We start from the raw sequence: 15,921 nt of genomic DNA on the forward strand, positions 1-15,921 counted from the left end.
CGGACGGACTGAAGGACGCGGGCCCGCCCTGAGCGGCGCCGGCCGGACCGCCCCGTCATCTCACCGCCGCATCCCCACGAACACCTCCGTCCAGAACCGCTGCTGCCGCTCCGACGCCCCCACCAGATACGTGGCCCGCAGTTTCGGTGGCAGCAGGGCCACCAGGCGGGTCACCACCGATCGGTGCTTCCTGAGCTGGGACAGTTCCGCGTTGGCCAGGATCTGATGGACCACGTCCGTGTCGTCCGCGCCCTCGTCCGAGGCCTCGGCGGCGCGGCGCAGACGGGACTCCCAGGCGTCCACGTCACGGGCCAGCTCGCGCAGGCCCGTGACCGGGCGGCCCTTGAAACGGTCCATGAGGGCTGTCAGGGGCACCGGGGCGTACTCGCCGTCGCCCAGGTAGACGGTGGCCATCTCCAGGGGCAGGCCCCGCCGGTGCAGCTTGATGAGCCGTTCGAGGGTGCGCTTGGTGATCCAGGCGCGGCCGTCGTCGTCGATGTCGTGCTTCCACCACTCGAGCACCGTCTCGGCGTCCTGGCCGTAGCGCGCGAGCAGCCACTCGTTCGCCGGGATGTCCTCGGGCCGCACCTCCAGGGACGCCGTGAACCGGGTCGCCTGGGCGATGTTGTTCCGAGCGACCAGCAGCTTGCGGCCCAGGTGGTACGGCGGATTCTGGACGGCGATCTGGGCCCGCAGGTCGGCTATGCGCCGGCCCGCCAGCGACCACTCCTGGGTGATCTCCATGAGCTTGGCGAACGCCGCCTTGTCCTTGGGGCGGTTGTACTCGTCCCACACGATCGCCTTGGGCTCCGGCCCGGTGAACTTCGCCGCGAGCAGGTTGTCCAGGGTCCCGTCGGCAGACGGGACCGGCGCGCACAGATCCTCGACGTTCGTCACCGGCAGCGAGAAGTACAGCGCGTCGCGGCCCAGGCCCTCGCGCACCGTCTCCCGCACCAGCTCCGTCTTGCCGCAGCCCGGAGGGCCTTGCAGCAGCACGGTCCAGCGGTTGCGCAGGGCCGCCCGGACCACCTGCCGTACCGGATCGGGGACGGCTGCCGGGTTGGGCGCGCCCAGGGCCTCGGCGATGCGGTCCAGGATCTCCGCCGTGCGGTTCTGACCGGGCCTGCCGTCCGGGCCCGGCTCGGCCAGCCGCAGCCGCTCCCCGTCGACCAGGGGCAGGCCCCAGCGGAGCGGGAAGCCCTCCTTGGCGTTGGCCAGGATGTGGTCCAGGGTGCGCGGGGACAGCAGTTCGCGCAGGGCCGGGGACAGCGAGGCCCAGAGCGAGAACACCGGGCGCAGGTCCCACGGGCGGTACTTGGCGGCCAGATGCCGCCGCCAGGCCGTGTCGTTCGCCGTGATCCGCATCGTGACCATGCGGTCCAGCAGCGCGAGGTCGCTGCGCCGTGCCGACGTCTCGGCCGGCGACTCGTTGTCGGTGAGGAACACGCCCACGCAGCCCAGCGCCCGCAGATCGTGCTCGCCGAGCGTCCAGTTGCAGGCGATCTGCATGAGCTGCGACTGGATCGTGTCGCCCGCCTGGAGCGAGTCGTCGATCAGCAGCACGAACGGCCTGCCCGGCTTGAGCCGGCTCATCACCAGTTGGCGCAGCACGAGTTCACCGGTGTGCGTGTCACGCACCGGCGCGTTGACGAGCAGATCGTCCGGCGTCAGGTTCGCCGCCGGGACGTACACCAGCTCGGTGCCCTCGTGGGCGCGGGCGATGTGCGTGAAGAACGTCGCCGTCTTGCCGATGCCGTGCTCGCCGAAGATCTGCCCGGTCTGCCCCATGTCGATCATCGCGTCGATGAAGGACTCCAGGTGGGACCGGTCGGCCGGATGGCCCCCGCCCCGGGTGGAGTCCTCCCCGGACACGTCCGTCCGCCGTGCTTGCGTGGTCATCTACCGGGTTCCTGTCGTGACGCGATGGCAGTCCATCGCCGGGTGGTGCGTCTCGGGCCACTCGCTGCCGCCCTCGGTGATCAGCCAGATCCACTTCTCCGGCTCGGCGGGAGTGATCGGCGGCGCGTATCCGTCGGTGAGGACGACGACCGCGTCCGGCACGACGTCCAACCGCCGTCCGTTCACCTCCGTGCGCCCCTCCACGTAGTCGGCGACCACCCGGAAGCTCGTGCCGCCTCCGCCGTACACCCGCTCGCCCGGCGCGAACGGCATCACCACGGCGTCGAAGGACAGCCAGTGCGCCTCCACGCCGTCGATACGGCCCACCAGTTCGGTGAGCCAGGTGATCACACGGGCCGGCATCGAGCCCGAGGTGTCGTACGCGATGACGAGCACCTTGTCCCGCACCGGGCCGCGCCGCGCGAGCATCGGGTCCTGGCCGAGTGCCGCGAGCAGCGCGCCCCGCTTCTTCGGGTACACCAGCCGCTCGCCGTCGCGCAGCTTCGAGCCGAGCACGTCGACCAGCCAGCGCTGCCACCAGTCGACCGTGCGGGTGCGCGTCGTCTCGCCGCGCAGGGCGCCCGCGCCGAGGTTCCCCCAGAGCTTTGCGGCCCGGGGATTGCCCTCTTCGCTGCGGCCCATCAGCTCCAGCAACTCCCGCTCCGCGCCCGCGTGTCCGCGCCGAGCCGTGAGCAGGGCGTTGAGCAGGGCCGAGGAGGCCGCCCCGTCCACGGTCTCCTGGTCGGCGGGGACAGCGCCGTCCAGCAGATGCACGCACAGGCGTCGCGCCGGCACCGGCGGGCGGTGCATGCGCTTCAGCTCGCCGTAGACCCGCATGTCCGTCTCCGTGAACGTCTCGTACGGCACCGGCTCCAGGCCGTGCGCCGTCAGGTCCGCACGGTAGGCGTCGTGGACCTCGCGCGGGTCGACGCCCGTCGGCCGGCCGTCCAGCAGCGGCAGTTGCCCTCTGCCGAGCCGGATCAGTGCCACGTGGTTGATGGAGACCTCGCAGGCCAGCTCGAACACCGGGTCCTCACGCAGCTCCGGGTCGGTGAACAGATGCCGGTGCACGAGATGGCGGGCCTCGTGGAACAGCACGAACTTCACGCCGTCCAGGCCGAGTCGGACGAAGAAGTGGGGGTTGTAGAGCAGCAGGCAGGTGCCGTCGCCGGAGGCCACCACGGCCGCCGTGTCCACGGCCGTCGTCGGGATCTGGTGGTGGCACTTCGCGTACAGCCAGGACGCCACCGCCGACTCGGTCAGGCCGAAGTCCAGCAGCGCGGCCTCCTTGAGCCGGCGTGCCCGTTCGATCACGTCCGGGTCGGCCGGCCGGTACCGCTCCAGCGCCCTGCGGTCGGCGAGGTCGACCACCGGGGCACGCCGTCCCCGCTCTCCGTACGTCATACCGAGCCCCCGTACCGAATTTCCCCCGGACCTCATTGGTAGCAGCGCCCACTGACAACGGGCCAACGCATTACGCTCGGGGATCAAGGGCGGGGTCGTAGCGCAGAGGCAGGCGCACCGGTCTCCAAAACCAGAACACGCTGGTTCGAATCCAGCCGCCCCGCCCCCTTACGCCCGGGAGTCCGACGTCAGGCGATCGCACCCGCCGTCATCACCAGCTCCGGCGTCCTCCCGTGGAACGTCTCCATGAGCTGCGCCAGCACCGCCCAGGCCTCCTCACGCTCGCCCAAGTGGTCCCGCACGAGCGGGCGCAGGGCGTCCTGCGCCTCGTGGACGCGCGAGGGGAACAGCAGGTGCCCCATCGCCAGGACCTCCAGGACGTCGACGGCGGGTCCGTGGCCCGTCGCGTACTCGGCCGGACCGTCGATGATGCCCGCCGTACGCACGCGATGGGCGAACTTGGCATGTGAGCCGAACCCTTCGCGCACCTCAGGCGGGCAGTCCGGACGCACGGCGAGCGCCCAGCGGGCGTAGCCGGGCAGCGGGCGGTCGAGGTCCGCCTCCGCGACCGTCCACCAGTCGTCGGCCGTCAGCACCATGGACGCGGCGGCGCGCCCCTGGCCCATCGACGTGACGGCGCGCAGCGCGCCGACGAGGCCGTGGCGGACGTAGCTGTCGGGCACTTCGGGCTCCTGCTCCCGCAGGACCCGGTCGACGGGCAGGGGATCGGTGCGGCCCTGCCCGAAGGGCACGCCACGGGCGACCGCCCGGCGCAATCCCGCGTCGGCGGCGATGTAGTGCCACACCACGCCGTTGAGCGCCGGATCGTCGTTCTCCAGGATCCACAGCGCCACGGAGGACGGCAGACGCCGGGCCCACGTCCACGCGCGCGCCAGTCGGCGCCGGGACACGGCCGGGTCCTCGGGCCCGGGCAGCCCGGTGCGCGCCCGGACCCGCTCGGCGGTCTCCGCATCGACCAGTTGGAGCAGGAAGCCGACGGCCTGCTCCACCCCGCTGTTCTCACGCATGGCGTGCATGATGCCGCAGGCCAGGGCGGACGCGCATACGAAAAAGCGACGGCCGGCCCGCTTAACGGCGGGCCGGCCGTCGGTGACCGTGGGGGCCGGCGGTCAGCCGGCCGCCCGTGCCGCCATGCGAGCCTTGCGCGCGGCCAGCTTCTCGTCGAACTTCAGGGCCTCGGCGTTCAGACCGCCCATGAACAGCCCCAGCTCCTCCTGGGCCTTCTGGCCCTCCGGGCCCAGGCCGTCGATCTCCATGACCTTCAGGAAGCGCAGGACCGGCTCGAGGACGTCGTCGTGGTGGATGCGCATGTTGTACACCTCGCCGATGGCCATCTGGGCGGCGGCCCGCTCGAAGCCGGGGATGCCGTGGCCGGGCATGCGGAAGTTGACCACGACGTCGCGGACCGCCTGCATGGTGAGGTCGGGGGCGATCTCGAACGCGGCCTTCAGCAGGTTCCGGTAGAAGATCATGTGGAGGTTCTCGTCGGTCGCGATGCGCGCGAGCATGCGGTCGCAGAGCGGGTCGCCGGACTGGTGGCCGGTGTTGCGGTGCGAGATGCGGGTCGCGAGCTCCTGGAAGGAGACGTAGGCGACCGAGTGCAGCATGGAGTGCCCGTTGTCCGACTCGAAGCCCTCGCTCATGTGGGCCATGCGGAACTGTTCCAGCTTGTCCGGGTCCACCGCGCGCGAGGCGAGCAGGTAGTCGCGCATCACGATGCCGTGGCGGCCCTCCTCGGCCGTCCAGCGGTGCACCCAGGTGCCCCAGGCGCCGTCACGGCCGAAGAGCGAGGCGATCTCGTGGTGGTAGCTGGGCAGGTTGTCCTCGGTGAGGAGGTTGACCACCAGGGCGATCCGGCCGATCTCGGTGACCTTGGACTGCTCCTTGTCCCAGGCCTCGCCGTCCTCGAAGAAGCCCGGGAAGTTGCGGGCGTCCGACCACGGGACGTACTCGTGCGGCATCCAGTCCTTGGCGACCTTCAGATGCCGGTTGAGTTCCTTCTCGACCACTTCCTCCAGCGCGTGCAGCAGACGGGCGTCGGTCCAGACGGCAGAGCTGCCGAGGTGCGGGGAAGTGATCGTCACGGGAACTCCAGGGGGACGCGCAACACAGGAAAAAGGTGACCGGCGAGCGGTTGCCGGAACCTACGGGATCGTAGGCTACGAACCCGTAGGTTACGAAGCCGTAGGGTAAGAGCGGTGTAAAGACCGCTGATCAGCCAGCGTTCCGCCGGAAGTTCACAGGGCTGTGCGCAGCGCCAGGACTCGCAGGTCCCGGGCTGAAAAGGCGATCGGCTCAGCCGGTCAGGCGTACAGTTCCCGCATTCGCACCGAGAGGCAAGTCACACATCCTTCGAGCTTCTCGAACTCGCTGATGTCGACCAGTACGGTCTCGTGGCCGAGGTCGGAGAGCAGCTCCGCCGTCTTGGGCGCGCTCGCCGCCAGGAGCAGCTTGTCGCCGCCGAGCAGCACGACGTGCGCCCCGGACTCCTCCGGCACCGGCAGGAAGCGCGGGAACAGCGACGGGACGTCCAACTGCGGGATACGGCCCAGAATCGTTCCGTCCGGCAGCGCCGTGATCGCCGACTTCAGGTGCAGCACCTTGCTCACGGGGACGGCGACCACCCGCGCCCCCAGCGGCTCGAACGCGGCCCGGAGCTGCTGGACGCCGGCCGCGTTGGTACGCCCGCCCCGGCCGACGTAGATCGTGTCGCCGACCTTCAGGACGTCGCCGCCGTCCAGCGTGCCCGGCTCCCAGATCCAGTTCACGGAGCAGCCGAGCGAGGCCACGGCCTCCTCGACGCCCTCGGTCTCGCCGCGCCGGGACTCGGCGCCCGAGCGGGCTATCAGGGCGACGTTGCGGTACATGACGACCGTGTCCTCGACGAACACCGAGTCGGGGCAGTCGTCGGCCGGGTCGACCTCGATCGTCTCCCAGCCGTGCGTGCGCAGCGCCTCCGTGTACGCCTCCCACTGCTCGACCGCGAGATCGACGTCGACCTTCTCCCGCTCGACGTGCGTGACCAGCCCTTCGGCGAGGCGCGGGCTCGGGCGGCGGATGAGGGCCTTCTTGCTGGGCACGACGGGATCTCCGGATCGGTGGCAGGTTTCGGCGCCCATGATGCATGGGCCACCGACCCGCCATGATGCAGGGCCTACCCGCCCGTAGAAAACCCTCGCGGTCAGGCTGTGGCCCTCCTGAGATGCGCCGCGGTGAAGGAGTCGCGGTCTTCGAGGAGCTCTCGTGGCGTTCCCTCGAAGACCACCCGGCCACCGTCGCGGCCGCCGTCCGGACCCAGGTCGATGATCCAGTCGGCGTGCGCCACCACGTCCAGGTCGTGCTCGACGACCACCACGGTGTTGCCCGCGTCGACCAGCCGGTCCAGCAGACCGAGCAGCCCCTCGACGTCCGACATGTGCAGCCCGGTCGTCGGCTCGTCGAGGACGTACACCGCTCCGGTGCTGTTCTTGTTGCGTCGCCTCCGGGGCGCTCCAGCCGGTGTCGAGAGCTCGACCGTGCCCGGCCCTTCGGGCCTCCGAGCGCTCGAACTCTCGACACCGGCGCCCCCCTCCGGCTCCTGGTGCAGCCGCGTCGCCAGCTTGATGCGCTGCCGTTCCCCGCCGGAGAGCGTGGACAGCGGCTGCCCGAGGGTGAGGTACGTCAGCCCCACGTCCCGCAGCGCGCACAGGCGCCGTCGTACGCCCTTGTCCTCGAAGGCATCCAGCGCCTGGTCGGCCGTCATCGCCAGAACGTCCGCGATGGAGTTCCCGTCCACGGTCAGCCGCAGCACCTCGTCCTTGAAGCGGCGCCCCTCGCAGTCGTGACAGGTCGTGGTCACCGGATCCATGAAGGCGAGGTCGGTGTAGATGATCCCGCGGCCCGCGCAGGTGCCACAGGCGCCGGACGAGTTGAAGCTGAACAGGCCCGCCTGGGCGCCCGTCCCGCGCGCGAAGATCTTCCGTACCGTGTCCATGATCCCCAGGTACGTCGCCGGGGTCGACCGCCCGGAGATCCCGATCGACGACTGGTCCACGACCACCGCGTCGGGGTGGGCGGCGGTGAACTCTCCGACCAGTGTGCTCTTGCCGGATCCGGCGACCCCGGTCACCACGGTGAGCACCCCGGTCGGGAACTCGACCGTCACCTCCCGCAGGTTGTGCCGGTCGGCGTCCTTCACCCACAGCCCGCCGCGCGCCGCCCGCACCGCCTCCTTGAGCACCGTACGGCGCCGCAGGCACCGCCCGGTCACGGTGCCGGACCCGGCGAGCTCGTCCGGCGTGCCCTCGAACACGACCCGTCCGCCGTCCGCGCCGGCCCGCGGCCCCATGTCGACGACATGATCGGCGAGCGCGATGACGTCCGGGTCGTGCTCGACCACCAGCACGGTGTTGCCCTTGTCGCGCAACCGCAGCAGCAGATCGCCGAGCCGGCCGACGTCGCGCGGGTGCAGTCCGACGCTGGGCTCGTCGAAGATGTACGTCATTCCGGTGAGGCTGGAGCCCAGGTGGCGCACGGTCTTCAGGCGCTGCCCCTCGCCGCCGGAGAGGGTGGCCGTCTCGCGGTCGAGGCTGAGGTAGCCGAGACCGATGGCGTCGATGCGTTCGAGGGCGGTCACGGCGGCCCGGGCGATGGGGCCGGCGACCGGGTCGTCGATGTCCCCCAGCGCGGTGATCAGGTCGGTGATCTGCATACGCGTGCAGTCGGCGATGCCCAGGCCGTTGATCCTGGTCGCGAGCGCCGCCGCGTTCAGACGGGCCCCGTCGCAGACCGGGCAGGTGCCCTCCACGAGGTACTCGCGCACCAGGTCGCGGGTCTTCTGGCTCATCGCCGACAGGTCCCGCTTCAGGTACAGCCGCTCGAAGCGGGTGGCGAGGCCCTCGTAGTCGGTGGTCCAGGTGCCGCCCGTGCCGTTGACGGTGACCTTGCTGCCGGGGCGGCCGCGCATCAGGAACTCCCGCTCGGCGGGCGTGAACCGGCCGACGGGTGTGTGCGGATCGAGGTCGGCGCTGTTGGTGTACGCCTGCCCCTGCCAGGTCCCCGCGGCGAACGGCGGGAAGCGGACCGCCCCGTCGGCGAGCGAACGGTCCGGGTCGAGGATGCGGTCCCAGTCCGGCCGTACCGTCCGGCCCAGGCCGTCGCACTCGGGGCACATACCGGCAGGGTCGTTGAACGAGTACGCGGTCGCCGGCCCGGCGCTCGGCGTGCCGTGCCGGGAGAACAGCACCCGCATCACCGAGTAGATGTCGGTCATCGTGCCGACCGTGGACCGGGAGTGGCCCCCGATCGGCCGCTGGTCGACGACGATCGCGGGGGAGAGGTCCAGCAGCTCCTCCGCGTGCGGGCGCTCGTACTTCGGCAGCCGGTTGCGCACGAACCAGGTGAAGGTCTCGTTCAGTTGGCGCTGCGACTCCACCGCGATCGTGTCGAAGACGATCGAGGACTTCCCCGATCCCGAAACGCCGGTGAACACGGTCAGCCGGCCTTTCGGGATGCGGAGCGTGACGTCCTTGAGGTTGTTCTCCCTGGCTCCGGTGATGGTGATGAACTGCGGTGTGAAATCGGGCATGCCCCCGAAGCTAGGCCGGATACCCGACAGCTTCTGGCGTGATTTCCTTCAGTTCTCCCTCCTCCACCATCAGCCAGCGCGTGATGCCGATCGACTCCAGGAACGGCAGGTCGTGGCTGGCCACGATCAGCGCGCCCTCGTACGACTCCAGGGCCGTGGTGAGCTGCCGCACGCTCGCCATGTCCAGGTTGTTCGTCGGCTCGTCCAGCATCAGCAACTGCGGCGCGGGCTCGGCCAGCATCAGCGCGGCCAGCGCCGCACGGAAGCGTTCGCCGCCCGAGAGTGTCGCCGCCTGCTGGTCGGCTCGGGCACCCCGGAACAGGAAGCGGGCCAGCCGCGCCCGGATCCGGTTGTTGGTGGCGCCCGGCGCGAACCGGGCCACGTTCTCGGCGACCGACAGCTCACCGTCGAGAACGTCCAGCCGCTGCGGCAGGAAGCGCAGCGGCACATGTGCCGTCGCCTCGCCCGCCACCGGCGCCAGCTCGCCGGCGATCGTCCGCAGCAGCGTCGTCTTGCCCGAGCCGTTGCGCCCGATCAGCGCGATCCGCTCCGGACCGTGCAGATCGAGACCACCGCCCACCCGCGCGCCGTACACCATTTCCAGGTCGCGCAGCGTGAGCACGCTGCGGCCAGGCGGTACGGCCGTGTACGGCAGGTCGACGCGGATCTCGTCGTCGTCCCGTACGGCGTCCACCGCCTCGTCGAGCCGGTCCTTGGCCTCGGCGAGCTTCTCCTCGTGCATGATCCGGTGCTTGCCCGCGGACTCCTGCGCCGACCGCTTGCGCGCACCCATGACGATCTTCGGCTCGCGCTTCTGGTCCCACATCTTCTGGCCGTACCGCTTGCGGCGGGCCAACTTGACCTGGGCGTCGACCAGTTCGCGCTTCTGCTTCTTCAGGTCGGCCTCGGCGACCCGCACCATGCGCTCGGCCGCCTCCTGCTCGGTGGCGAGCGCCTCCTCGTACGCCGAGTAGTTGCCGCCGTACCAGGTGATCTCCCCGGAGCGCAGATCGGCGATCTGGTCGACCAGGTCGAGGAGTTCACGGTCGTGACTGACCACCACCATCACCCCCGGCCAGGACTCGACGGCCGAGTACAGCCGCCTGCGGGCGTACAGGTCGAGGTTGTTGGTGGGCTCGTCCAGCAGCAGGACGTCGGGCCGGCGCAACAGCAGCGCGGCCAGGCGCAGCAGCACCGACTCGCCGCCCGACACCTCGCCGATCGTGCGGTCCAACTCGACGTGGCCGAGCCCGAGTTCGCCGAGAGTGGCGAGGGCGCGCTCCTCCACGTCCCAGTCGTCGCCGACGGCCTCGAAGTGCTCCTCGGCCACGTCGCCCGCCTCGATGGCGTGCAGCGCGGCCCGCTTGGCGGCGATGCCGAGGGCCTCGTCGACCCTGAGGGCGGTGTCGAGGGTGACGTTCTGCGGGAGGTAGCCGAACTCGCCCGCGACGCGCACGACGCCGTCGGCCTGGGCGAGCTCACCGGCGATGAGCTTCAACAGGGTTGATTTTCCCGACCCGTTGATCCCGACGAGCCCGGTCCTGCCGGGACCGAACGCGACGTCCAGACCCTCGAAGACGGCGGTGCCGTCGGGCCAGGCGAAGGAGAGGGAGGTACAGCTAATGGAAGTAGGCATAAGGGCGCCTCCGCGGTTGCTCGAAACGATCAGGGGCAAACGCGTATCGAGACACCGGCGACCAACGGGCGGTGAGAGGCACTGGGCATGAGAAAAGCCCTGTTCCGTGAGGACGGCTCGAACGCCGAGGTCGCACGCGGCGTACACACACTTCAGGTGTGACGCGGTGTCTCAGACCTCAGACGAGCAACGTCCTTCTCCAATCGACGGCAACAGGACCGATATACACCGTACGAGGGAGCCGCGACGGTGTCAACGGGATTAGGCGGGCCCGGTGCGCGGCCCTTGCGGGCGGGGGAGCCCGGCGGGGCGCCTCAGCAGGCGTCCCGCATCAGCTCCGCCAGGTCGCGGTCCAGGTCGAGCTGGAGGTGCTCCAGACCGAGCGGCACCAGGTCGCTCGTCGACTTCAGGAAGCGGCGCACCTCACCGCTGCGGATGTGCACGACCGCGGTGCCCTCGGGGGCGTGGAACTCCAGGACGGTGCGGTCGAAGCCGTACGGCCGTACCCGGACGTCGCCGTCGCCCTCGGGGCCTTCGAGGCCGGCCAGCAGCAGTTCCCGGCTGAAGGTCCAGCAGACCTCGACACCCTCCAGGGTGGCCGGGGCCGGGAAGGTCATCCGGACGGCGAACGGGTCGCGCCGGTCGTATTGCAGGGTGGCTGGAATGCTCGGCATCCGCGGCGCGGCGGCGACGAGACGGGCCTCAACGGGCTGCTCGATGACGGTGGACAACGCCTTGCTCCCTTGTTACGGCTGGACCAACATCCGGTTGGACAGGACCGGGCACTCGTAGAGACGACGGAATCGGTGAATCCGTGCACCCTGATGCCGAGTGACCTCTGTCACCGCCTTCATGCATGGGAGTGGGGCGTTCGTCCTTCAGTGACCGGATGATCGCCTGTGGCCGGTGTGGCCATCTGGACGGCAACGGGGCGGTGGACTAGCTTCGCCCGCCATGAGGCGTTCGGGAAGCACGCGACGGGTGGGGCGTACGTTTCGGACAGTGGCCGCGGGGGTGGCGTGCGGGGCGGCGCTGGCCGCGCTGACGGCCGTACCGGCGCAGGCGCACGAGCCGGAGCGGCGCGCGCCGCACTGGGAGCTCAAGGACAGCGGCACGCCCGAGGTGCGCTTCCGCGGTCTGGCCGCGGTGAGCCGGCACACGGCGTGGCTGGCCGGGACCGCCGGCACCGTGCTGCGCACCACCGACGGCGGCGCGAGCTGGCGTAACGTCTCGCCGCCCGGCGCGGCCGAGCTCCAGTTCCGGGACATCGAGGCGTTCGACGCGCGGCGCGCGGTGGTGCTGGCCATCGGGGAGGGCGAGGCGTCCCGGGTGTACCGCACGGACGACGGCGGCGCGACCTGGACCGAGTCCTTCCGCAACACCGATCCGCGGGCCTTCTACGACTGCCTCACCTTCTTCGACCGCCGCCACGGTCTGGCGATGAGCGACCCGGTCGACGGCAGGTTCCGCATCCTGTCGACCGGCGACGGCGGCCGTACCTGGAAGGTGCTCCCCGGCGACGGCATGCCCGCGGCGCTGGAGGGCGAGGCCGGGTTCGCGGCGAGCGGGCAGTGCCTGGTCACCTCCGGGCCGAAGGACGTCTGGCTGGCCACCGGCGGGGCGTCGCGCGCGCGTGTGCTGCACTCCGCCGACCGGGGGCTGACCTGGACGGCCGCGGACACGCCGATCCCGGCCGGGGACCCGGCCCGCGGTGTCTTCGGGCTCGCCTTCCGCGACCGTACCCACGGCCTCGCGGTCGGCGGCGACTACCGCCCCGACCAGGGCTCCCCGCAGGCCGCGGCCCGCACCGGCGACGGGGGCGCCGCCTGGCGGTCCGCGACGACGCCGGTGCCCGCCTACCGCTCCGGCGTGGCCTGGCTCCCGCACAGCCGCAGCTCCGCCCTCGCGGTCGGCCCCACCGGCACCGACCTGACGACCGACGGCGGCCGGACCTGGCGGACCGTGGACACCGGCTCGTACGACACCGTGGACTGCACGCCCGACCTGGGCTGCTGGGCCGCGGGGGAGAAGGGGCGGGTCGCGCGGCTGGAGGGGTGAGCGCCGGAATGCGGGTACTCGGACGCGGATCGCGTAAGGAGTCCGCGAGAGGAGTGACGCACATGCCGGCCGGATCGAACGCGAAGCGGGAACGCCAGTACGAGCACATCAAGAAGAGCGCCCAGGACCGCGGCGAGAGCACCTCGCGTGCCGAGGAGATCGCCGCGCGGACGGTGAACAAGGAACGCGCGCGCTCCGGCGAGTCGAAGACCGCCAGCCGTACGTCCACCGAGGACATGTCCTCCGGCAGGCGGGGCGGGCAGCGCTCCGGGAAGGGCCCGCAGGGTCCCACCTACGACCAGCTCTACGAGGAGGCCAAGCGGCGCAACATCCACGGGCGTTCGGACATGAACAAGGGCCAGCTCAAGCAGGCGCTGGGCAAGTGAGGCTCACCGGGGCGCCTCGCGGTACCGATCCAGTTCCGGCGCCGTCTTGGTGGCGACGAACTCGGTGACGCGGTAGGCGCAGACGCCCGCGCCGACGAACGGGTCGGACGCGGCGATCCGCTCGATCCCGGCGCGGTCCTCCGCGACGGCGAGGATCACCCCGCCGTCACGGGGGTCCTTGCGCCCGGACGCGAGGAAGATCCCCTTCGCGTACTGCTCGTCGAGCCACGCCACATGGGCCTCCAGCACGGCGTCGACGTCCTCGATCGGTGCGGTGTAGGTCAGCTCCAGCACGAACATGATCGCGAGCCTACCGCCGGGCCCGTACGCTCGTGCCCACCATGACGACCGTACGCATTCCCGCGGGCTGGCCCGCGACCGAGGAGGAGGCCCGCGCCGTCCAGGACGAGCTGCGGGCGCGGGTGGTGCTCGACGAGCCGGGGCCACCGCCCGGATCCGGACACGTGACCGGCGTGGACGTGGCCTACGACGACGAGCGCGACGTGGTCGCGGCCGCGGCGGTCGTCCTCGACGCGGCGACCCTCGACGTCGTCGCCGAGGCCACGGCCGTCGGGCGGATCTCCTTCCCCTACGTCCCCGGCCTGCTCGCCTTCCGCGAGATCCCGACGGTGCTGGCCGCCCTCGAAGCCCTGCCCTGCCCGCCCGGCCTGGTCGTCTGCGACGGCTACGGCCGAGCCCACCCGCGCCGCTTCGGCCTCGCCAGCCACCTGGGCGTCCTCACCGACCTGCCCACGATCGGCGTCGCCAAGAACCCGTTCACCTTCACGTACGACGCCCCCGCCGCCCCCCGAGGATCCTGGACCCCCCTCCTGGCAGCAGACGAGGAAGTCGGCCGGGCCCTGCGCACCAGCGACTCCGTCAAGCCGGTCTTCGTCTCGGTGGGCCACCGCGTGACCCTGGAGAACGCCTGCGCCCACACACTGGCGCTGACCCCCGAGTACCGCTTGCCGGAGACGACCCGCAGAGCGGACTCGTTGTGCCGGAAGGCGCTGAAGGAGGTGACTTCCTGACGGGGCGGCACCGCGCGATCTGAGTACCGGGACTGAGTACCCGTACGGATGCCGCCGCCCCGCCCTGGTCGGCAGGCTGAACCCCATGACGACGCACCGCTCCCCGAAGCCCCTCGCCGATCCCGACCGTCCCGTTGAGCGTGCCGTGACGGCCGCGCTGGTGTTGGCCACGTTGGCCGGGCTGGGGTGGATCGTCGGGATGATCTACACCATCGCGGGGTGGCCGCTGTAGGGCAGGGGGCTTCAGCGGGTGGCCGCCACCCGGAAGGTGATGCCCGCCGTGCGCAGGCGTTCGATCAGGGTGTTTCCCATCGCGACGGCCGTGGTGACCTGGCCGGCTGTCGGCGGCAGGTCGTCGAAGGCGAGCGAGAGGGCCGACTCGGCGAACATCTTCGCCGTCTCGCCGTAGCCGGGGTCGCCGCCGGACACCTCGGTGAAGACCCGCCGGCCGCCGCCCTCGCCGACGAAGCGGACCGAGAACCAGCTCTTCGCGCGCTTCTCCGGACCCGGTCCCTCGCCGGGCTTGAGCCGGTCCGACAACCAGCGCCGGGCCGGTGCGAGCTGGGCGGCCGAGAAGAGCGCGCCCATCGCCGCGACTCCGCCGACCGCGACGGGAAGGGTCCGTACGGCGGCGTAGTGGCGGTAGCGGAAGTCGGGGCCGTAGCGGTCCAGGGCGCGCGCGGACCGCTTCACGATCTGCGGGTCGATCGTCGGCAGCGGCAGCGCCCACGCGCCGACCTCCCCCGCGAACCGGGGCACCCCCGTCGGCGCCTGCGCCCGGCGCCCCATCAGCCGCGGCTCGTGCCGGGCGCGGTCGCGCGCGGCGGTGATCATCTGGCGTCCGCGCGCGAACTGGTTGAGCGCCGAGGCGAACGTACCGCCCGAGAAGGTGGCGTCGGCCGTCACGAACCCGTCCACCGTCAGCGGCACGTCCTGCGGCAGTTGCTGCACGGTGAAGTACGCGCCCAGGTCGTGCGGGATCGAGTCGAAGCCACAGGCGTGCACCAGCCGGGCGCCCGTCTCACGCGCGCGTGCGTCGTGCCGGACGTACGTCAGGTCCACGAACTCCGGCTCACCGGAGAGGTCGAGATAGTCGGCGCCGGTGTCCGCGCAGGCCGCCACCAGGTCCTCGCCGTACTTGATGTAAGGGCCCACCGTCGTGGCCACCACGCGCGCCTGCTCGGCGAGCCGGCGCATCGAGGCCGGATCGGCGACGTCCGCCTCCAGCACCCCGACCCCCTCGCCGCCCGGCAGCGACTCGCGCAGTCGCTCCAGCTTCTCGGCGCTGCGGCCGGCGATCGCCCAGCGCAAGCCCTCGGGCGCGTTCTCCGCGAGATACTCCGCGGTGAGTACCCCGACGAAGCCCGTCGCTCCGAAGAGCACGATGTCGTACGGACGATCCGTCCTGCCCAGCCTGCTCATGACACCCCTCGGTCCCGCACCACGCGCCGTTGTCGGTGGCCGAGGCTAGCGTGAGGTGTGCGGAGCCCGACGACGAGCCCGGAGGTATGCGGTGGCCGTACCCAGGTCTGCCCTGAAGAAGTGGGAAAAAGTACGCGAGTTCGCCCTCGGCATGCCCGGTGCCGTCGAGGAGTTCCCCTGGGGTGAGACGGTCGCGAAGGTCAACAAGAAGGTGTTCGTCTTCCTCGGCGTCGCCGACGGCAGCTATCCGATGGGCGTCACCGTGAAGCTCAAGGACGAGTCGGCCCACGCCCACGCGCTGACCTGCCCGGGCGCCGAGCCCGCCGGATACGGCCTGGGCAAGGCCGGCTGGGTCAGCCTCCCGCTGGAGCAGAAGGGCGCCCCGGCGGCGGAGCTGCTGTGCGACTGGGTGGAGGAGAGCTACCGCACGATCGCGCCGAAGCGGCTGATAGCGGAGCTGGACGCGCGCTGATTGCGCCGGGATGGTTCGCGACCCGG

At 71.3% G+C, this 15,921-nt stretch carries 15 protein-coding genes and 1 tRNA gene; 6 read left to right on the forward strand and 10 right to left on the reverse strand.

Annotated elements, in window-relative coordinates; all coding sequences use genetic code 11:
• Positions 1 to 60 precede the first annotated feature (60 nt).
• Entirely contained in the window at positions 61 to 1,797 is a 1,737-nt protein-coding gene (locus tag ACZ69Q_RS04665; RefSeq protein ID WP_471040071.1) for an ATP-binding protein, read from the reverse strand.
• A gap of 102 nt (positions 1,798 to 1,899) precedes the next feature.
• On the reverse strand, positions 1,900 to 3,303 hold the full coding sequence (locus ACZ69Q_RS04670) for a DUF2201 family putative metallopeptidase (RefSeq protein ID WP_471036283.1): 1,404 nt from the start codon (positions 3,301 to 3,303) through the stop codon (positions 1,900 to 1,902).
• An 89-nt stretch (positions 3,304 to 3,392) separates the two neighbouring features.
• Here ACZ69Q_RS04670 and ACZ69Q_RS04675 point away from each other — a divergent pair.
• Positions 3,393 to 3,468: transfer RNA gene (locus tag ACZ69Q_RS04675), tRNA-Trp, on the forward strand.
• Between the two features lie 23 nt (positions 3,469 to 3,491).
• Here the strand turns inward: ACZ69Q_RS04675 and ACZ69Q_RS04680 are convergent.
• From ACZ69Q_RS04680 to ssgD, 6 genes are all read right to left on the reverse strand, one after another.
• On the reverse strand, positions 3,492 to 4,331 hold the full coding sequence (locus ACZ69Q_RS04680) for a hypothetical protein (RefSeq protein WP_471036285.1): 840 nt from the start codon (positions 4,329 to 4,331) through the stop codon (positions 3,492 to 3,494).
• Positions 4,332 to 4,433: 102 nt separating this feature from the next.
• On the reverse strand, positions 4,434 to 5,408 hold the full coding sequence (locus ACZ69Q_RS04685) for an acyl-ACP desaturase (RefSeq protein WP_471036288.1): 975 nt from the start codon (positions 5,406 to 5,408) through the stop codon (positions 4,434 to 4,436).
• 219 nt (positions 5,409 to 5,627) lie between these two features.
• A complete protein-coding gene (gene ddaH, locus ACZ69Q_RS04690; RefSeq protein ID WP_471036290.1) occupies positions 5,628 to 6,404 on the reverse strand; it encodes a dimethylargininase in 777 nt (258 codons plus the stop codon).
• Between the two features lie 101 nt (positions 6,405 to 6,505).
• Positions 6,506 to 8,890, reverse strand: a complete 2,385-nt coding sequence (locus tag ACZ69Q_RS04695) for an excinuclease ABC subunit UvrA (RefSeq protein ID WP_471036293.1) — start codon at positions 8,888 to 8,890, stop codon at positions 6,506 to 6,508.
• A 10-nt stretch (positions 8,891 to 8,900) separates the two neighbouring features.
• Positions 8,901 to 10,526, reverse strand: a complete 1,626-nt coding sequence (locus ACZ69Q_RS04700; protein ID WP_471036296.1) for an ABC-F family ATP-binding cassette domain-containing protein — start codon at positions 10,524 to 10,526, stop codon at positions 8,901 to 8,903.
• 314 nt (positions 10,527 to 10,840) lie between these two features.
• Entirely contained in the window at positions 10,841 to 11,257 is a 417-nt protein-coding gene (gene ssgD, locus ACZ69Q_RS04705; RefSeq protein ID WP_471036298.1) for a spore wall synthesis regulator SsgD, read from the reverse strand.
• Positions 11,258 to 11,480: 223 nt separating this feature from the next.
• Here ssgD and ACZ69Q_RS04710 point away from each other — a divergent pair, with 223 nt between their 5' ends.
• Positions 11,481 to 12,584: a WD40/YVTN/BNR-like repeat-containing protein gene (locus ACZ69Q_RS04710; RefSeq protein ID WP_471036301.1), complete on the forward strand. Its 1,104-nt coding sequence runs from the start codon at positions 11,481 to 11,483 to the stop codon at positions 12,582 to 12,584.
• Between the two features lie 62 nt (positions 12,585 to 12,646).
• A complete protein-coding gene (locus ACZ69Q_RS04715; protein ID WP_471036303.1) occupies positions 12,647 to 12,970 on the forward strand; it encodes a plasmid stabilization protein in 324 nt (107 codons plus the stop codon).
• A 3-nt stretch (positions 12,971 to 12,973) separates the two neighbouring features.
• Here the strand turns inward: ACZ69Q_RS04715 and ACZ69Q_RS04720 are convergent, their stop codons facing one another.
• The gene (locus ACZ69Q_RS04720; protein ID WP_471036306.1) at positions 12,974 to 13,270 is read right to left on the reverse strand and encodes a YciI family protein; all 297 of its coding nucleotides are present in this window, start codon (positions 13,268 to 13,270) and stop codon (positions 12,974 to 12,976) included.
• Positions 13,271 to 13,311: 41 nt separating this feature from the next.
• On the opposite strand from ACZ69Q_RS04720, the gene ACZ69Q_RS04725 reads away from it, so the two are divergent.
• Positions 13,312 to 14,001: an endonuclease V gene (locus tag ACZ69Q_RS04725; protein WP_471036309.1), complete on the forward strand. Its 690-nt coding sequence runs from the start codon at positions 13,312 to 13,314 to the stop codon at positions 13,999 to 14,001.
• Positions 14,002 to 14,086: 85 nt separating this feature from the next.
• A complete protein-coding gene (mmpA, locus tag ACZ69Q_RS04730) occupies positions 14,087 to 14,233 on the forward strand; it encodes a morphogenic membrane protein MmpA (RefSeq protein ID WP_164905106.1) in 147 nt (48 codons plus the stop codon).
• A gap of 11 nt (positions 14,234 to 14,244) precedes the next feature.
• Here the strand turns inward: mmpA and ACZ69Q_RS04735 are convergent, their stop codons facing one another.
• Positions 14,245 to 15,423: a saccharopine dehydrogenase family protein gene (locus ACZ69Q_RS04735; protein WP_471036314.1), complete on the reverse strand. Its 1,179-nt coding sequence runs from the start codon at positions 15,421 to 15,423 to the stop codon at positions 14,245 to 14,247.
• A 91-nt stretch (positions 15,424 to 15,514) separates the two neighbouring features.
• Here ACZ69Q_RS04735 and ACZ69Q_RS04740 point away from each other — a divergent pair, with 91 nt between their 5' ends.
• Positions 15,515 to 15,895 carry an MmcQ/YjbR family DNA-binding protein gene (locus tag ACZ69Q_RS04740; RefSeq protein WP_471036317.1) on the forward strand — a complete coding sequence of 127 codons (381 nt, stop codon included), beginning with the start codon at positions 15,515 to 15,517 and terminating at the stop codon, positions 15,893 to 15,895.
• Positions 15,896 to 15,921 lie beyond the last annotated feature (26 nt).

It is taken from the genome of Streptomyces sp. NPDC036764 (assembly GCF_055609385.1).